10 protein-coding genes are annotated in these 14353 nt (G+C 53.2%); 5 read left to right on the top strand and 5 right to left on the bottom strand.

All coding sequences use genetic code 11. From position 1 onward, the window contains the following. Nucleotides 1–169: 169 nt before the first annotated feature. The 3 genes from ABV298_RS02945 to ABV298_RS02935 all read left to right on the top strand — a co-directional run bounded on the left by ABV298_RS02945 (nt 170) and on the right by ABV298_RS02935 (nt 2632). Nucleotides 170–748, top strand: coding sequence for a class I SAM-dependent methyltransferase (locus tag ABV298_RS02945; RefSeq protein WP_353720705.1), 579 nt, complete (start codon nt 170–172; stop codon nt 746–748). Between the two features lie 167 nt (nt 749–915). Next, nucleotides 916–2103 (top strand): formaldehyde dehydrogenase, glutathione-independent, encoded by a 1188-nt coding sequence (gene fdhA / locus ABV298_RS02940; RefSeq protein WP_353720704.1) that lies wholly within the window; start codon nt 916–918, stop codon nt 2101–2103. 283 nt (nt 2104–2386) lie between these two features. Then, a complete protein-coding gene (locus tag ABV298_RS02935) occupies nt 2387–2632 on the top strand; it encodes a hypothetical protein (RefSeq protein WP_353720703.1) in 246 nt (81 codons plus the stop codon). A gap of 319 nt (nt 2633–2951) precedes the next feature. Here ABV298_RS02935 and ABV298_RS02930 read toward each other — a convergent pair whose 3' ends face one another. From ABV298_RS02930 to ABV298_RS02910, 5 genes are all read right to left on the bottom strand, one after another. After that, nucleotides 2952–3851, bottom strand: coding sequence for a Nif3-like dinuclear metal center hexameric protein (locus ABV298_RS02930; protein ID WP_353720702.1), 900 nt, complete (start codon nt 3849–3851; stop codon nt 2952–2954). A gap of 61 nt (nt 3852–3912) precedes the next feature. Continuing rightward, nucleotides 3913–4362, bottom strand: coding sequence for an Hsp20/alpha crystallin family protein (locus ABV298_RS02925; RefSeq protein WP_353720701.1), 450 nt, complete (start codon nt 4360–4362; stop codon nt 3913–3915). A gap of 159 nt (nt 4363–4521) precedes the next feature. Then, nucleotides 4522–7212, bottom strand: a complete 2691-nt coding sequence (locus ABV298_RS02920; protein ID WP_353720700.1) for an ABC transporter permease — start codon at nt 7210–7212, stop codon at nt 4522–4524. Next, nucleotides 7205–9829 (bottom strand): ABC transporter permease, encoded by a 2625-nt coding sequence (locus ABV298_RS02915; protein WP_353720699.1) that lies wholly within the window; start codon nt 9827–9829, stop codon nt 7205–7207. Before ABV298_RS02915 ends, ABV298_RS02920 begins: the two co-directional genes overlap by 8 nt. Before the next feature lie 3 nt (nt 9830–9832). Continuing rightward, the gene (locus tag ABV298_RS02910) at nt 9833–10153 is read right to left on the bottom strand and encodes a helix-turn-helix transcriptional regulator (RefSeq protein WP_353720698.1); all 321 of its coding nucleotides are present in this window, start codon (nt 10151–10153) and stop codon (nt 9833–9835) included. Between the two features lie 199 nt (nt 10154–10352). Between ABV298_RS02910 and ABV298_RS02905 the strand changes: the two genes are divergently transcribed. Then, the gene (locus tag ABV298_RS02905; protein WP_353720697.1) at nt 10353–11246 is read left to right on the top strand and encodes a LysR substrate-binding domain-containing protein; all 894 of its coding nucleotides are present in this window, start codon (nt 10353–10355) and stop codon (nt 11244–11246) included. A 159-nt stretch (nt 11247–11405) separates the two neighbouring features. Continuing rightward, nucleotides 11406–14048 carry a heme-binding protein gene (locus ABV298_RS02900; protein ID WP_353720696.1) on the top strand — a complete coding sequence of 881 codons (2643 nt, stop codon included), beginning with the start codon at nt 11406–11408 and terminating at the stop codon, nt 14046–14048. Nucleotides 14049–14353 lie beyond the last annotated feature (305 nt).

Raw genomic sequence — 14353 nt, 5'->3', positions numbered from 1 at the left:
AAGGAATTAGCAAGAGGTACAGGCAAAAGTAAGGGTTTGATATTCCTTACTGTTGTATAAATGCGTCATTTTTAGATCGATTTATTAAGCGGTAAATCTCGGCTAACCCTTTTAAAAGTCGCCGAATATCGGTTTTTTGCACGCTTTATCTCCACCACCAAAACCGCTCATGAACCAGGACATCCGCCAGCCGCTACCGGCCGCTTATCTTTCCATCGACGAGGCGACCAAAGCCTCCGGCTTCACAATGGCCTCCGACATTTACACCTGTTCGTTATTGAAGACCCTCGCCGCATCGAAGCCCGGCGGCACGTTCCTCGAACTCGGCACCGGCACCGGCCTTTCTACGGCATGGATACTCGACGGCATGGACGCGCATTCCGCGCTTGTATCGATTGATAACGACGCGAACTTCCTCGAAATAGCCGAAAATCACCTGGGCAGCGACCCGCGCCTCACGCTCGTGCATACCGATGGCGGGGATTGGGTGAAGGCCCATCCCGGCGAAAAATACGACTACATTTTCGCCGATACCTGGCATGGTAAATACCTTATGCTGGATGAAGTCCTCGACATGCTCAATCCCGGTGCATTTTATATTATCGACGACATGCTCCCGCAACCCAACTGGCCGGAAGGGCACGACCGGAAAGCATCGAAACTCATCGAATACCTCGATACACGTCCTGATCTGTCTATTACCAAGCAGGTGTGGGCGACGGGCATTATCCTTGCCGTGAAACGCTGAGCCACGCGGTCTTTCCAGTCATTTCCTGAAATTGCCCTCTGGCACAATCGGAGGGTGATTTGTAACTTTTTATGGTTTATGTAGGAGTAAATTAAGAGGTAAAGACGCTTGACTTTGATAATTGTAAGATGATCAAAGATTTAGTACTAACCCTTAAATCTTAGCTTATGTGCCAAAACCATGGAGTAGCTTACATCCGGCCCGGTGAGGTCGAAGTGCAGGAAATCGAATACCCGAAACTCGCGCTGGGCGATCGCAAGTGTGAGCACGGCGTCATCCTGAAAATCGTTTCCACCAACATTTGCGGCAGCGACCAGCACATGGTCCGCGGCCGGACCACCGCTCCGGCGGGGCTCGTGCTCGGGCATGAAATCACGGGCCTCGTGATAGAGGCCGGCCGCGACGTCGAGTTTATCAAAGTCGGCGACCTCGTTTCCGTACCATTCAATATCGCCTGCGGTCGCTGTCGCAACTGCAAGGAAGGCAAAACGGGCATTTGCCTCAACGTGAACCCCTCGCGCCCCGGCGCCGCGTACGGCTATGTGGACATGGGTGGCTGGGTAGGCGGGCAAGCGGAGTATGTAATGGTGCCGTATGCCGACTTTAACCTGCTGAAATTCCCGGACAAAGACCAGGCGATGGCCAAAATCAAGGACCTTACGTTGCTGTCCGATATTTTCCCGACCGGCTTCCATGGTGCAGTCACCGCCGGGGTAGGGCCGGGCTCGATCGTATATGTAGCGGGTGCGGGCCCGGTTGGTCTCGCTTGTGCAGCCTCGTGCCACCTGCTCGGGGCGGCCGTTGTGATCGTCGGCGATATGATCCCCGAACGCCTCGCGCAGGCAGCCAGCTTCGGCTGCGAGGTGATCGACCTGACTAAAGACACGCCATTGGAGCAAGCCATTGCCGAGATCGTCGGCGTTCCCGAAGTCGACTGCTTCGTTGATTGCGTCGGCTTTGAGGCACGCGGCCACGGCGCCCACGCGGTAGAGGAACGCCCCGCTACTGTGCTGAACACGGCCATGGCCGTCACGCGCGCCGGTGGCGCCATCGGTATTCCGGGCCTGTACGTCACCGGCGACCCCGGAGCCCGCGACGCGGCCGCCAAAGAAGGCAGTCTCAGCATCCGCATCGGCCTTGGCTGGGCCAAATCGCATTCATTTTACACAGGTCAATGCCCGGTAATGAAATACCACCGCAACCTGATGAACGCTATTTTGTGGGATAAAATACAAATCGCGAAGGCCGTGAATGTGGAAGTGATATCCCTGCAAGACGCTCCGAGAGGCTACGCGGATTTTGACAAGGGTGCGGCCAAGAAGTTCGTGATTGACCCGCATGGGATGATTGCGTGAGATTCTGAATTTCCGGACGGGATCCATATGATTACCAACCAGCGCGGTTTGCACATTCATCTGTATCATACGTCCTTTGGAAGTCCTTTCTCAGCGGCTCTGATTTGTATTCTTGTAAAGTTCTCCCTAACATGCGGCCTCCTAAAAGCTAAGCCAAATGAAAAATTTTGCAAGAAATGCCCTGTTATGGTGCGGGTTCTGTGAAAACTCCCGGATGTCCGCTTAGCGACATTAGGACACCTAAAACAGGGCGCCTTCATTCATCCTTAAACGTCTAAGCCAAATGACCACACTATCAAACACCGAATCCCCGGATTCAAGACTTCTCGCGTATGGCCGCGAGGTGAGCACACTATTGAGCAGCGATAGCGCCGAAAGCTGGGTAGCCGAGCTCTGGACGATGTTCAGCGGCTTTATGCTCGCGCAGAAGGAGTTGGGTTACAGCCCGGAGATTGCAAACACCTTTTTTACCTTCAAAGACTTGCTGGGCTTCTTCGAAAGAGTCGAGCGGATTCGTAACACTGCATGACCGATGCGGTCGTAACGACCCGTTACCATGTTTCGGTGCGCTGCACCTTAAACACGTGGGGACAATATGGAAACGTATCTACAAGTATTTCGGTGCTCTGCACCTTTCGTCAATGGGGCAGAGCACCGGAATATTAGAAGCGTAGCATATTGTAAGCATTCTTCCCCGAGTGTCCCCTGGTCCAGGGCCCTTGGGAATGAAGGCTCTCAGTCATTTGATTGTTCCCGTCATTCCGTTCCATCGCGAGTCATTAAGTCATCCCGCTTTCCACGGCAACTCATTCAATCATCCACTCATTCACTCATTCAATCATTCAAAATTACCCCCACTGAAACGGGTCCCCCGATGCGACGTGTGTCACCTTAATGCCTGAAATTTTTGGCTGTAACCATTCGGCGAAATATTCCATTCCCGGCTCTTCGCTCACGGCGTGGCCGAGTACGATCAATGCCATTTTTGAGCCCAGTAAGCGGCCGTCGCGGGCGTATTCTACGCCTTCCCATTCAGGCGTTTCGCCTACGATGAGTACATCCGGTTTTTCGGTTTCGGCAACCGACACTTGCCGCTGGCCTCCCGCGGCGCCGGGCATGATGGCGAGCTTCGAACATGGCTGGTTTAGGTCGCCGATGAAGCGGAGTTTCTGGATGCCGAGTTTGGTTTTAAGGTGCTTCACCAACTCGCCGAGCGTAGTGGCGGGAATGGTCAATGCGGCGGTTTCGTTCTTATAATACTGCGTCCAGCCCGCTTTCCTGACCACTCCGTAGCGGATCGCGTCCGGTTTGAGGGAATGGCAGTAATCGTGAAAGCGCCAGACGGCGATTTGATGCTTTTCGAGCAATGCCCGCTTCTTTTTGACGATTTCATTACCTTTTACCCATTCCGGGTCGTCGCGGTGGTTATAGAAAGTAGGCTCGTGGGCGATGATGAAGTTTGCTTTCAGTTTGGCGGCCTGTTCGATGACGCTCGCCGTGGCGAACATCGTGGTAACGATGCCGGTGACGGACTGATCGGGACTACCGGATTTGATGGTGTCGACCGTGTCAGGGATCGGTTTGAGGTTGCCCTCTTTAAGGACCAGGTCGATGATTTGCCGGACGGTGTATACTTTGGGAGCTCCGCCGGATAGTATTTCAGGCGCTAGCAATGTGAAAGCGCCTGCTGTTAATGCGGCCTGGCCGAGGAATCGGCGGCGGTGGATGAAGTCGGGTTGCCGGGTCATGAAAATGCCATTAAGAGTACAAATAAAAGAGGCCGGTTTCCCGGCCTCCTACTTGTCATGCTTAGTGGATTTCTATTAACTTAGGTCCTTTTTGCTTAGCTTCCTCCCGTTTCGGGATAGTCAGCCGCAGGATACCGTTCTCGTATTGCGCGGTAATGTTGTCCTCGTCGACTACGTCCTTCGGCAGCACGAATGTCCGTTGGAACGATTGGTAACTGAACTCCCGACGGCTATAATTTTCCTGTTTGTCTTCCTGATTGCTCTCTTTGGTGGAAGAGATCGTCAGCGTATTACCGTCCAGGCGGATGTTGAAATCCTTTTTGTCCATACCCGGCGAAGCCATTTCTACCTCAAAATGATCTTCGGTTTCGCGGATATTGGCCGCAGGGATGGTAGTACTTGTGGAAGAAAAATTGTTCTGGTTCCAGTTGAAAAGATCCCGGCTCCAGAAGTCGTCGAATAGTGCTGGGAATGCCGGGAACATATCCCGGTTTCTTCTGATCAGTGACATAATTTACCTCCTTTTTAAGTGTTAAATAATGATTTATTTAAAAAGTAAATTGAAAGTAATTTACGTTTGTGTAAGACGCTTATCAAATTTCCGTGCCAGCAGGGCTCGAAGAAATTTTGACATTTTCTCAATGTCAAAATTTCAGTTAAAAGTGCCATTCTATTCACTACGCAGGCTTTTTACCGGGTTCATCAGCGCCGCCCGGACACTCTGAAAACTCACAGCCACCCAAGCGACGACCAAAGATGCCACGGCCGCAATGCCGAACATCCACCATTCGATATCGATCCGGTAGGCGAAGTCGCTGAGCCATAAGTTTACGCCATACCAGGCGATGGGTACGCCAATGACGACCGCGAGCAAAACGAGTTTCAGAAAGTCTTTGGAAAGCAGGGCCACAATGCCGGAAACGGTGGCCCCAAGGACTTTACGGACGCCGATTTCCTTTGTGCGCTGCGCAATGGTGTAGGACGACAGTCCGAAAATCCCCAGCGAAGCGATGAGCACGGCGAGCAGCGAGAAAAATGTGGTGATTTTCCCGAAGGTGCGGTCCTCCCTGTATTGTTCATCGAAGTGCTGGTCCATGAAAAAGTATTTGAAATTATTGCCGGGGAAAAACGCTTTGTACTTCTCCTGTACCGAAGCAATGCTTCCGGCCGGATCCGCCCCCTCGATTCGCATTGAAAAGTAGCCGGAAAGGGTGTAGAACGGCGCAAAAATGATGGGCTCGATACTATGTTTCAGCGATTGCTGATGGAAATCGCTCACAACACCGACAATCTCCCATTCCCTGCCATTGAAAATGAACTTCTGCCCCTCCGCTTCGGCGGCATTGGCAAAACCCAGCAACTTGATTGCCGACTGGTTAAGAATCGCATTTTTAACTTTGCCGGCGTCCGGATTCGAGTCCCCAGGCAGGAAATTGCGGCCGGCGAGCAATGCAATTTTGTAAGTTTCAAAGAAGTCGCCATCGACAGGCATACGGCTGAATGTGACGCCTTTCCCGTCACCGGCTCCTGCCCGCCGGATGTTGAAGCTGCGGCTTAGCCGGCTACCGAACACGGAACCGGAAGCGCTCGCTATCTCGACCGACGGGATGCGTTCCAGTTCGGTTTTAAAGCTGTTGATACGGTCAATGGAAGTGGAATCCCAGCGGGTAAGCTCGGGCCCGCGAACCACCAAAACCTGGTCCATATCGACGCCCAGCTTTTGTTCACGCATGAATTTGAGTTGTTTAAAAATAATGAGCGTACCTGCAATCAAGACCATAGACGCCGTATACTGGAAAATCACCAGCGATTGCCGTACCCATATCCCCCTGGCCGACCGCTTGAAAGAACCCTTCAGAACCTGTACAGGTTTGAATGACGATAATGCGAAAGCCGGGTAAAATCCGGAAAGCAGAATGCCGAGCATAAAAATGCCGCCCAGCGCAAATGCGAAGCTCCGGCCGCCGAAGCCTGCGCCCGTTAAAAGTGCGAACGACAGCGACTTGCCGATGATATCGTTTAAAGCCGGTTGCAGCAGCGAAGCGAGGACTATACCGAGCATCAGTGCCAGCCCGTTAAGCATGACGGACTCGGAGAGAAACTGGCCGACCAACTGCCCGGATGTGGCACCCGCAACTTTTCGCACACCTACTTCACGGGCGCGTTCAAATGACCGGGCGGTCGAAAGGTTAATGTAGTTGATCCAGGCGATAATCAGTATGAATACAGCGATAGTGAGCATAGTCCATACGGATTTACCGTTCTCGACCTTCCCGATCTCGTATTCATAATCGGAAAACAGGTGGGCACGGTGCAACGGCTGTAAGAAAAATTGCTCTACGCTGCCGGATACTTTGTCTCCGTGAAAATACCGGTCGCTGAATGCAGGCAGCTTCTTTTCCAGCGCATCGGCGTCGGCACCCGGCCGTAGCTTTACGTAATGCCACACATCCGAGCTTTCCCAGCTTGTTTTGATCCAGTCGCCCCAGGTCTGCGCAAGTGTTTCGTACGACATGAGCGCGCCGTATTGCAGATGCGAAGCCGCCGGAAAGTCCTTCATAATGCCCGTGATCTGATAAGGCTCGGTATCAAGGTCGACTGTGATGGTCTGGCCGATCAGCTTCATATAATCTTGCGGCTTTGCGTTGAAAATACGTTTGGCATTCCTTTCCGAGATCACAATCGAATGCGGTGCCGCCAGTGCGGTTTTAGGGTCGCCGGCAACCAGGGGAAATGTGAAGAGTGAAAGGAAGCGTTCGTCCGTGTAAGCGCCGTCTTCTTCAAATATCCTGCGATGTTTTTGCAAGCTGAAAGTACCCGGATTCGCCAGGGTGGTGTAGCTTTCGATCTCGCTGAAATCCCTGGCCATGGCGGGAGCGACAGCGGGGTAGGTAATGGTGCCGTGCTGGATGAGCTTGCCTTGCTGGAAACGATCGTTGGTAACGCGGTAAATGCGATCGGAATCCTTATGAAACCGGTCGAAGCTCAGTTCGAAGCTCACATATTGCAGGATCATCAGGCAGGCGGTAATGCCGGTTACAAGTCCTGTGATATTGAGTGCGGAAAAACCCTTGTTCTTCCACATATTGCGCAGGGCGATTTTGAAGTAATTCCGGATCATAGCAGGTTGAAATGCAGACGATGGGGGATATTTTGATACTTCTCTTTTGAATGCAAACGGGCGGGCAAGACTGAACACATCCCGCACATAGCGCGCACGTGCATAGCGGGCGCCGTTTGCGCGTGCGCGTCGTGCGAAGAGTTCCCGAAGATCGCCTTCGAGCTCTTCTACCAGATGCGGCGCGCAGAACAGCCGCAGCAGCCGGCCCGGCCAGCGAGGGGGATAAGGGGGCCTATTCATTGCGAAGACTTTTAACGGGGTTCATCAATGCCGCGCGAATGCTCTGGAAGCTGATCGTCGCGAATGCCACCATTGCAGAGAGCAATGCGGCAGCGACAAAAATCCATAAGCCAATGTCTGTTTTATAGGCAAAACCTTCCAGCCAGCGGCTCATACCGATCCAGGCCAGCGGTGCTGCGACGACAAACGCCAGGCCGACGAGTTTCAGGAAATCTTTCGATAACAGGCCTACAATGCTGGCAGCCGAAGCGCCCATCACCTTTCGCACACCGATCTCTTTGGTGCGCTGAATAGTGGAGTAGGAGGCCAGCCCGAGTAATCCCAGGCAGGAAATCACGATCGCGAGTACGGCGAAATTCGTAAATAGCCGTTGAAAGCGAACATCGGCCCGGTATTGCCGGTCGTAAAACTCGTCAAGGAAATAATAGCTGAACGGGCGGTCGGGGTAGTGGGTTTTCCATTGCTGCTCGATAGCCGATAATGTATTCCGAACGTCATTACCGGCGAGTTTGACGGATAGCAAATCACCGTTCCAGCGGTCGGCCAGACGGAACGTGAGCGGTTTGACCTGCTCGCGTAACGATTTGAAATTGAAATCTTTCACCACGCCGATGATGGTTCCCTGGCGTTCCCATTGGCTGAATTTTTTGTTGACAGCTTCCTCCGGCGACCGGTAACCAAGCAACTTCGCCATAGCTTCGTTAATTACCAGGGCCTTGGTACTGTCCGTGGCGAAATCCTTCGAAAACGACCGTCCGGCCACGACTTTCAGGCCATATTGAGGGATAAAATCGAAATCGACCTGGTACATATCGATCGTCGCCACCTGCATTTCGCCCTCGCTGTTCTCGATCCTCGAATGTGCCTGCGAATTGGGGCCACCGGGCACGGAGGCCGACAGGGCGGCGGATTGTACGCCATTTAAGTTTTGCAGGGCGGCTTTCAGGGCATTGCGTTCCGGGCCCGATGCCGACGGGATCACTACCATCCGGTCTTTGGCAAAACCCAGGTCATGGCTACGCAGGAAGTTCAGCTGCGTGTACACGATCATCGTGCCTATGATCAACGCGATGGAAATGGCAAATTGCACCGTTACCAGGCCTTTCCGCAGCAATGTGCCGTGGCCCGTCATGGCGAACTTCCCTTTGAGCACCTTCACCGGCTCTAAAGACGAAAGCACGACCGCCGGGTAAATCCCCGAAACGAGGCCGATCAGCATCGATCCGGCGAACAAAGCACCTACAAAAGGCAATTCATATTCGATGCCGCGACTGATGGTTTTGCCCGAAAGCTCATTGAAAAGCGGGATCAATGCGGCCGATAATATCAATGAAAAGATAAAGCTCAGAAAGGACATCAGCACCGACTCGGCTATAAACTGCCGGGCCAGCAGCCAGCGCCCCGCGCCTACGGCCTTACGCACGCCTACCTCACGCGCGCGTTCCAGCGAACGGGCCGTGGTAAGGTTTACGAAGTTGATACACGCGATGACGAGAATAAAAGCCGCAATGACGGTGAACGTGTAAATGTTTGCCATGCTGCCCGATTGCTCGGCTTCGTATTTGGAATGCAGGTAAATTTCAGGAAGCGGTTCCAACACGAGCGTCAGCGATATTTTTTCCGCTTGCAGCAACCGGCCCATGTGCCTTTGCAGGAATGCCGGAAACTTTCGGGATAATGCGTTTGCATTAGCCCCGGGTTTAAGCAGCAGGTAGGTGGTAGTCCCGAAATTGCCCCATTCTTCGTTCACAGCTTTATTGTAATGGCGGGTATGTGTAGTCATGGAAATGAAAATGTCGCCGGTCAGCTGCGAGTTCACCGGCGGGTCTTTCATAATACCGGTTACCTGTGCGGCATCGCCATTGTCGCCGACGAGCAACGTCTGGCCTATCGGGTTGGCGTTCCCAAAGTATTTCCGGGCACTGCGCTCGGTGAGCACTACGCTGAACGGCGCGGTCAATGCGGTAGCAGGGTTGCCGTGCAGCAGTTCCAGATCGAACACCCGGAAGAGCGTGGAATCGGCGAGCACCGTTTGTTCCTCGTTGAATTTCAGGTCGCCCTTCCTGAAAAGGTATTTTTCCTTGCTAACCCTTGTAAATGCTTCAATTTCAGGAAAGTCGGTTTGCAGGTTGGGGCCGAGCGGCCAGGAGCTTATGCTGTAATGCAATGTGCCGGCGCTGGAATTGATATCCGAGGAAAGACGGTAGATGCGGTCTGCCTTTTTGTTGAACGCGTCGTAGCTTAGCTCGAAATGGACATATAACGCAATCAGAAAGCAAGCCGTTATCCCGGCCGAAAGGCCCATTATATTGATAAAGGAGAACATTTTGTGCTTCGCAAGATTGCGGAAGGCGATTTTGAAATAGTTGCGTATCATGGCCGGCTGGATGAATGCGGGTTGCGGATATTTTTCTGGTTTTTCTTTCATGGCAAAAGGGCGGATCAGCGAGAATACGTCGCGTACATAACGCCTGCGCGCCTCACGCGGCCCGAGAGAGCGTACGCGCTGTGCGAAGAGTTCGAGCAGGTCGCCTTCCAGGTCGTCGACCAGCTGCGAGGCGCAGAACGTACGCAGGAGCCGGGTGGCCCATTGTGGCGGTTGGATAGGGGCATTCATGGCTCAGGCGGGTTTAGGAATGGCATTCCACATGCGGTTACGGATCTCGCGGATATTGTCCAGCGCTTTGGTCCCGGCCATTGTGACGGTGAAAAAACGCTTGCTCCGCCCGCCGCGCTCGGCCGTAGCCCCGCCCAGGCGCGAGGATAGCAGGCCCTTTTCTTCCAGCCGGTGTAATGCGGCATGCACGGCGCCCAGGTTCACCGACCGCCCCATTTGCTGCTCGATTTCGCTGGTAATGGAGGCCCCGTAGGCGTCACCGGCCAGTATCGCCACCGCCAGCAGGACTACCTCTTCAAATTCTCCCAGATAGGTTCCTTTCATAAGGGGTTTATTATTTCTGTAAATGTATAACAAATGGCGTGCCGCTGTTGAAAAATAGCGTTTTCTGCTTGTGAATGCGGTTTTTGGAAAAACATCATGTCCGAAACCGGACACCGCGCGCAAATGCCGGACAATGCGTGCGGCCATTTGCGACGAAAGCCTTTTCTTTGCTTTTGCATATTTACCGAACTGTCATTTCATGGTTTTCGATTTCCGTTTGCAGGTTTTCCAAACCGTAGTCCGCCGCCTGAGCTTCACTAAGGCCGCCGCAGAGCTTTTCATTACCCAGCCGGCTGTGACGAAGCACATTCACGAGCTTGAAAATCAGTTGAAGACACAGCTTTTTGAAAGAAACGGTTCAAAAATCGGTCTAACGCCGGCGGGGGAAGTATTGCTCCATCACGCCGAGCAGATTTTCGATATTTACCGGAATCTGGAATTCGAAATCAACAGCCTTTCCCAGCGGAACAGCGGGAAACTGCGTCTTGGGGCGAGTACAACGGCGGCGCAGTATATCCTGCCACCCATTCTGGCTGCATTTCACCGGAAGTTCCATAACATCGAGGTGACGCTGACAACCAAGAATACCGAAGAAATAGAACATGCCTTGCAGCAGAAGGAGATCGACCTGGGGGTAATCGAAGGCGTTTCAAGGAATGCGGCGATCAAATACACCGAGTTTCTGAACGATGAGATCGTGCTGGTGGCGAACAGCCGAAATCCGCGTGCCGTTACGGGTTTGATTACCCCCGCGGAATTGCGTGAAATACCGGTGCTGCTCCGGGAGCCGGGTTCGGGAACGCTGGAGGTAATCGCTCATGCGTTGAAGTCGGTGGGGTTGGGACTCTCTGACCTCAATGTGGAGATGCAGCTCAGCAGCAGCGAGAGCATGAAATTGTATATCCTGCATTCCGACAGCATGGCATTCATTTCGGTACACGCGGTTTTGAAGGAGTTGCAAAGCAAAGAATGCCGTATCGTGGATGTGGAAGGGCTTTCTATCGAACGTCATTTTCATTTTACGACCCTCCACGGGCAGCAGGAGGCATTGCCCGACCTGTTCATGCGGTTCGCATTGCACCAGCGTAAATAGCCGGGCAGATAACCTGCTGGCGGTCTGGACCCGCGTACTTTTCTTGCAACGAAATCCCGGTTATTAGAGTAGTTCCGCGCATTATCCTATTTTATTAGTCCGTGTACTGTACCAATCGACTCTCTGAGAAAGGGTTGAGATTATTTTGTTAAACTATTTATGTTAAAAATCACATTGAGCGTATCGGCGTTCCTGCTCATGCTATGGACGACGACCGGCACCCTGCAAAAAGAAGAACGGGCGGAAACCCGCAACCTGGCCCGAATCGATTCCCTTCCGAACGCGGCCGCCTGGCCGGCTGAACTCGACGTAACGCATTTCGCCGGACATGATCTTACACCCAGCCCCGCCTGTCTGGCCGTTGCGCCGACGGGAGAAGTATATGTCGGCGTCGACATGATCGGTTCGCTGGGTAAAACGCCGGGAAAAGGAAGCATTGTGCGACTGGTGGATACCGATAACGACGGAAAGGTTGATCAGCACACCACATTCGCGATGGTGGACAACCCTCGCGGCATCATTTCGCAAGGCGACCAGCTTTTTGTGCTGCATACTACGTTTTCCCAGGAAACCGGCAAAGCATCGGGAATGGATCTGGTAGTTCTGGAAGACAAAAACCATGATGGAGTCGCCGACGGACCCGCTAAACCGCTGGTCCGGAACATATGTTCGCCCAAATTCCTTCAAAGCCGCGGCACCGACCATGCTACCAACGGAATCAGGATGGGTATCGACGGCTGGATTTACATTGCGGTGGGCGACTTTGGTTTCCACGACGCGGTGGACCGCTCGGGCAGGAAAATGACCCAACTTGGCGGCGGTATCGTGCGCGTCCGTCCCGATGGAACGGAAATGGAGGTGTATACGCACGGTTTGAGAAATATCTACGACGTGGCGATAGATCCCTACATGAATATCTTCACCCGCGACAACACCAACGACGGCGGCGGTTGGAATATCCGTTTCAGTAACCAGATCCAGACGGGTGAATACGGCTACCCTGTTCTGTTCAAGCATTTTACGGAAGAGATTATTCCCGCTTTGGTCGATCTCGGCGGCGGTTCGGGCACGGGTTCGCTTTTTATGGACGACCCCAACTGGCCCGCCAAATATAACCGTGTGCCGATGATGGCCGACTGGGGGCGAAGCCAGGTGTATGTACACCGTGTTACGCCGGATGGTCCTACCTTCCAGCAGAAAGAAGAGGAGTTTATCAAACTTTCTCAAGTTACCGACCTCGATATCGACGCTTCGGGCCGGGTATATCTGGCGGCCTGGGATGGTGCCGGATATTCGGGAAACCCGGGGAAGGGTTTTGTGGTGCGCGCGGTCCCTCGCGGATGGAAGTATAAAGCATTCAAAGACCTTAATAAATCGTCGGTGAAACAACTGGCGGCATTGCTGCGGTCGGAAAGCGCGGTACAGCGCCTGGCAGCGCAGCAGGAAATGCTCAGGCGCCCTGCGAAAGAAGCGGCAAAAGCCGCGTGGGCAGTTGCGGAGGATAAAAAAGCGCCCTCGTACGTACGCGTTGCAGGCATGTACACTTATGCGCAGGCGGCAGGTGCGGATGGCATCGGCAATCTGGTGAAACTGGCTTCCGAGGCCGATATGCGTGAATTTGCACTGCGTGTGCTGGCCGATCGTAAACCGTACACGGCAAAAGTACCTCTCGAACCGTTCCTGCAAGCAATTGAAAACGGGAACGCCCGTGAAAAAGTGGCCGCGGCGATCGGGTTGGGCCGTTTGGAAAGACCCGAAGGTGCCCAGGCATTGTTGAAAGTGAAAGTGCCCGGTTCGTTTGTAGCGCCGGCCAAAGGCACCGAAGGCCCGCATGCAACTCCAAACTCGGCGATCGTGACGCCCCATATCGCCGTGCGCGCACTCGTGGCATTGAACGCGGTGGATGCCTGTGTGAAGGCAGTGGGTACCGAAAATTCAACCATCGCTTTATGGGCACTGCGCTACATGCATGATCCCGGGGCGGTCGAGGGGCTGATTGCCGCTTATGGCAAAACGGCCGACAAGGCCTTGAAGGACCAGATACTGACTACGTTGGGAAGGATTTACAAAAAAGAAGCGGACTATGATGGCTCGTGGTGGTGGAGCACCCGCCCCGATACGCACGGCCCGTACTATAAAGGTGTTGATTGGGAATCGTCTGCGAAAATCAGGGAATTCCTGATGAAGGAATGGGCGAAGGCCGGTGACAAGCAGTTCTTCGCGGATTTGAATGCACGTAACCGGATGGGTATCGCTGAATTTGGCGGCGAGGAAGTGGTGGCCGCCAAAGAAGAAGTAAAAGTGGACCTGGAAAAAATCAGGAACAAAAAGGGCCAGGTAGGGGAGTCGTCGATCGAGGATGTGATGCTGGCGATGGCGAAAATCCAGGGCGACCCGGCGGTGGGTAAAAAGCTGTTTACCAAGCAGGGATGCGTGGCCTGCCACAGCCTGAGCCGCAATGAAGTAATGAAAGGGCCATTCATGGGGCAGATCGGCTCGATCATGAACCGCGAGCAGATCGCCGAATCGATCCTGAAACCGAATGCGTCGATCTCGCAAGGCTTTGCCTCCGTGCTGATCACAACCAAAGGCGACAAGAGTTACATGGGGTTTGTTTCGGAGGAGTCGGCCGAGAAGCTGGTCATCCGCGACATCACCGGTCAGGTGAACACCATTAAAGTAGCGGATATCACTTCGCGCAAGGAAATGGAAACATCGATGATGCCTTCGGGGCTGGCGAACGAACTGTCCTACGAGGAATTTGCGTCGCTGATTACCTTTCTTTCGCAGCAGAAAAAATAGGACGGTTCAAGAGCTGTCGGGGAGCCGGCCGTCTCACATACAGGCCGGTTTTTTAATGAATAGCTACCCGGTTTGTAGAATACTATTTAATGCCCGTAGACCGTATAAAAGTATGCATTTCCGGTTTTAGGGCGATTATTTGAATAAATTCAAACAGTTTTGACGAATTTTTACGCAAATGCGGTCGTATTTTTGCACGAACTATGGAATTTAGCGGTACCTTAGCAGCCTGATAGAAGTAGTTTGATTAGTTGAGTTAAATATCTCTCGCACCCATCGTCTATTACTCAACGTTTATTTATACA

The sequence above is a fragment of the Dyadobacter sp. 676 genome, from assembly GCF_040448675.1.
GTDB lineage: Bacteria > Bacteroidota > Bacteroidia > Cytophagales > Spirosomataceae > Dyadobacter.
This window is presented reverse-complemented; position numbering and strand designations above follow the sequence as displayed.

What these genes read in the sequence shown, in the direction of transcription:
- ABV298_RS02945 (WP_353720705.1), top strand. Translation starts at nt 170, where the DNA reads ATGAACCAGGACATCCGCCAGCCGCTACCGGCCGCTTATCTTTCCATC.
- fdhA (WP_353720704.1), top strand. Translation starts at nt 916, where the DNA reads ATGTGCCAAAACCATGGAGTAGCTTACATCCGGCCCGGTGAGGTCGAA.
- ABV298_RS02935 (WP_353720703.1), top strand. Translation starts at nt 2,387, where the DNA reads ATGACCACACTATCAAACACCGAATCCCCGGATTCAAGACTTCTCGCG.
- ABV298_RS02930 (WP_353720702.1), bottom strand. Translation starts at nt 3,851, where the DNA reads ATGACCCGGCAACCCGACTTCATCCACCGCCGCCGATTCCTCGGCCAG.
- ABV298_RS02925 (WP_353720701.1), bottom strand. Translation starts at nt 4,362, where the DNA reads ATGTCACTGATCAGAAGAAACCGGGATATGTTCCCGGCATTCCCAGCA.
- ABV298_RS02920 (WP_353720700.1), bottom strand. Translation starts at nt 7,212, where the DNA reads ATGAATAGGCCCCCTTATCCCCCTCGCTGGCCGGGCCGGCTGCTGCGG.
- ABV298_RS02915 (WP_353720699.1), bottom strand. Translation starts at nt 9,829, where the DNA reads ATGAATGCCCCTATCCAACCGCCACAATGGGCCACCCGGCTCCTGCGT.
- ABV298_RS02910 (WP_353720698.1), bottom strand. Translation starts at nt 10,153, where the DNA reads ATGAAAGGAACCTATCTGGGAGAATTTGAAGAGGTAGTCCTGCTGGCG.
- ABV298_RS02905 (WP_353720697.1), top strand. Translation starts at nt 10,353, where the DNA reads ATGGTTTTCGATTTCCGTTTGCAGGTTTTCCAAACCGTAGTCCGCCGC.
- ABV298_RS02900 (WP_353720696.1), top strand. Translation starts at nt 11,406, where the DNA reads ATGTTAAAAATCACATTGAGCGTATCGGCGTTCCTGCTCATGCTATGG.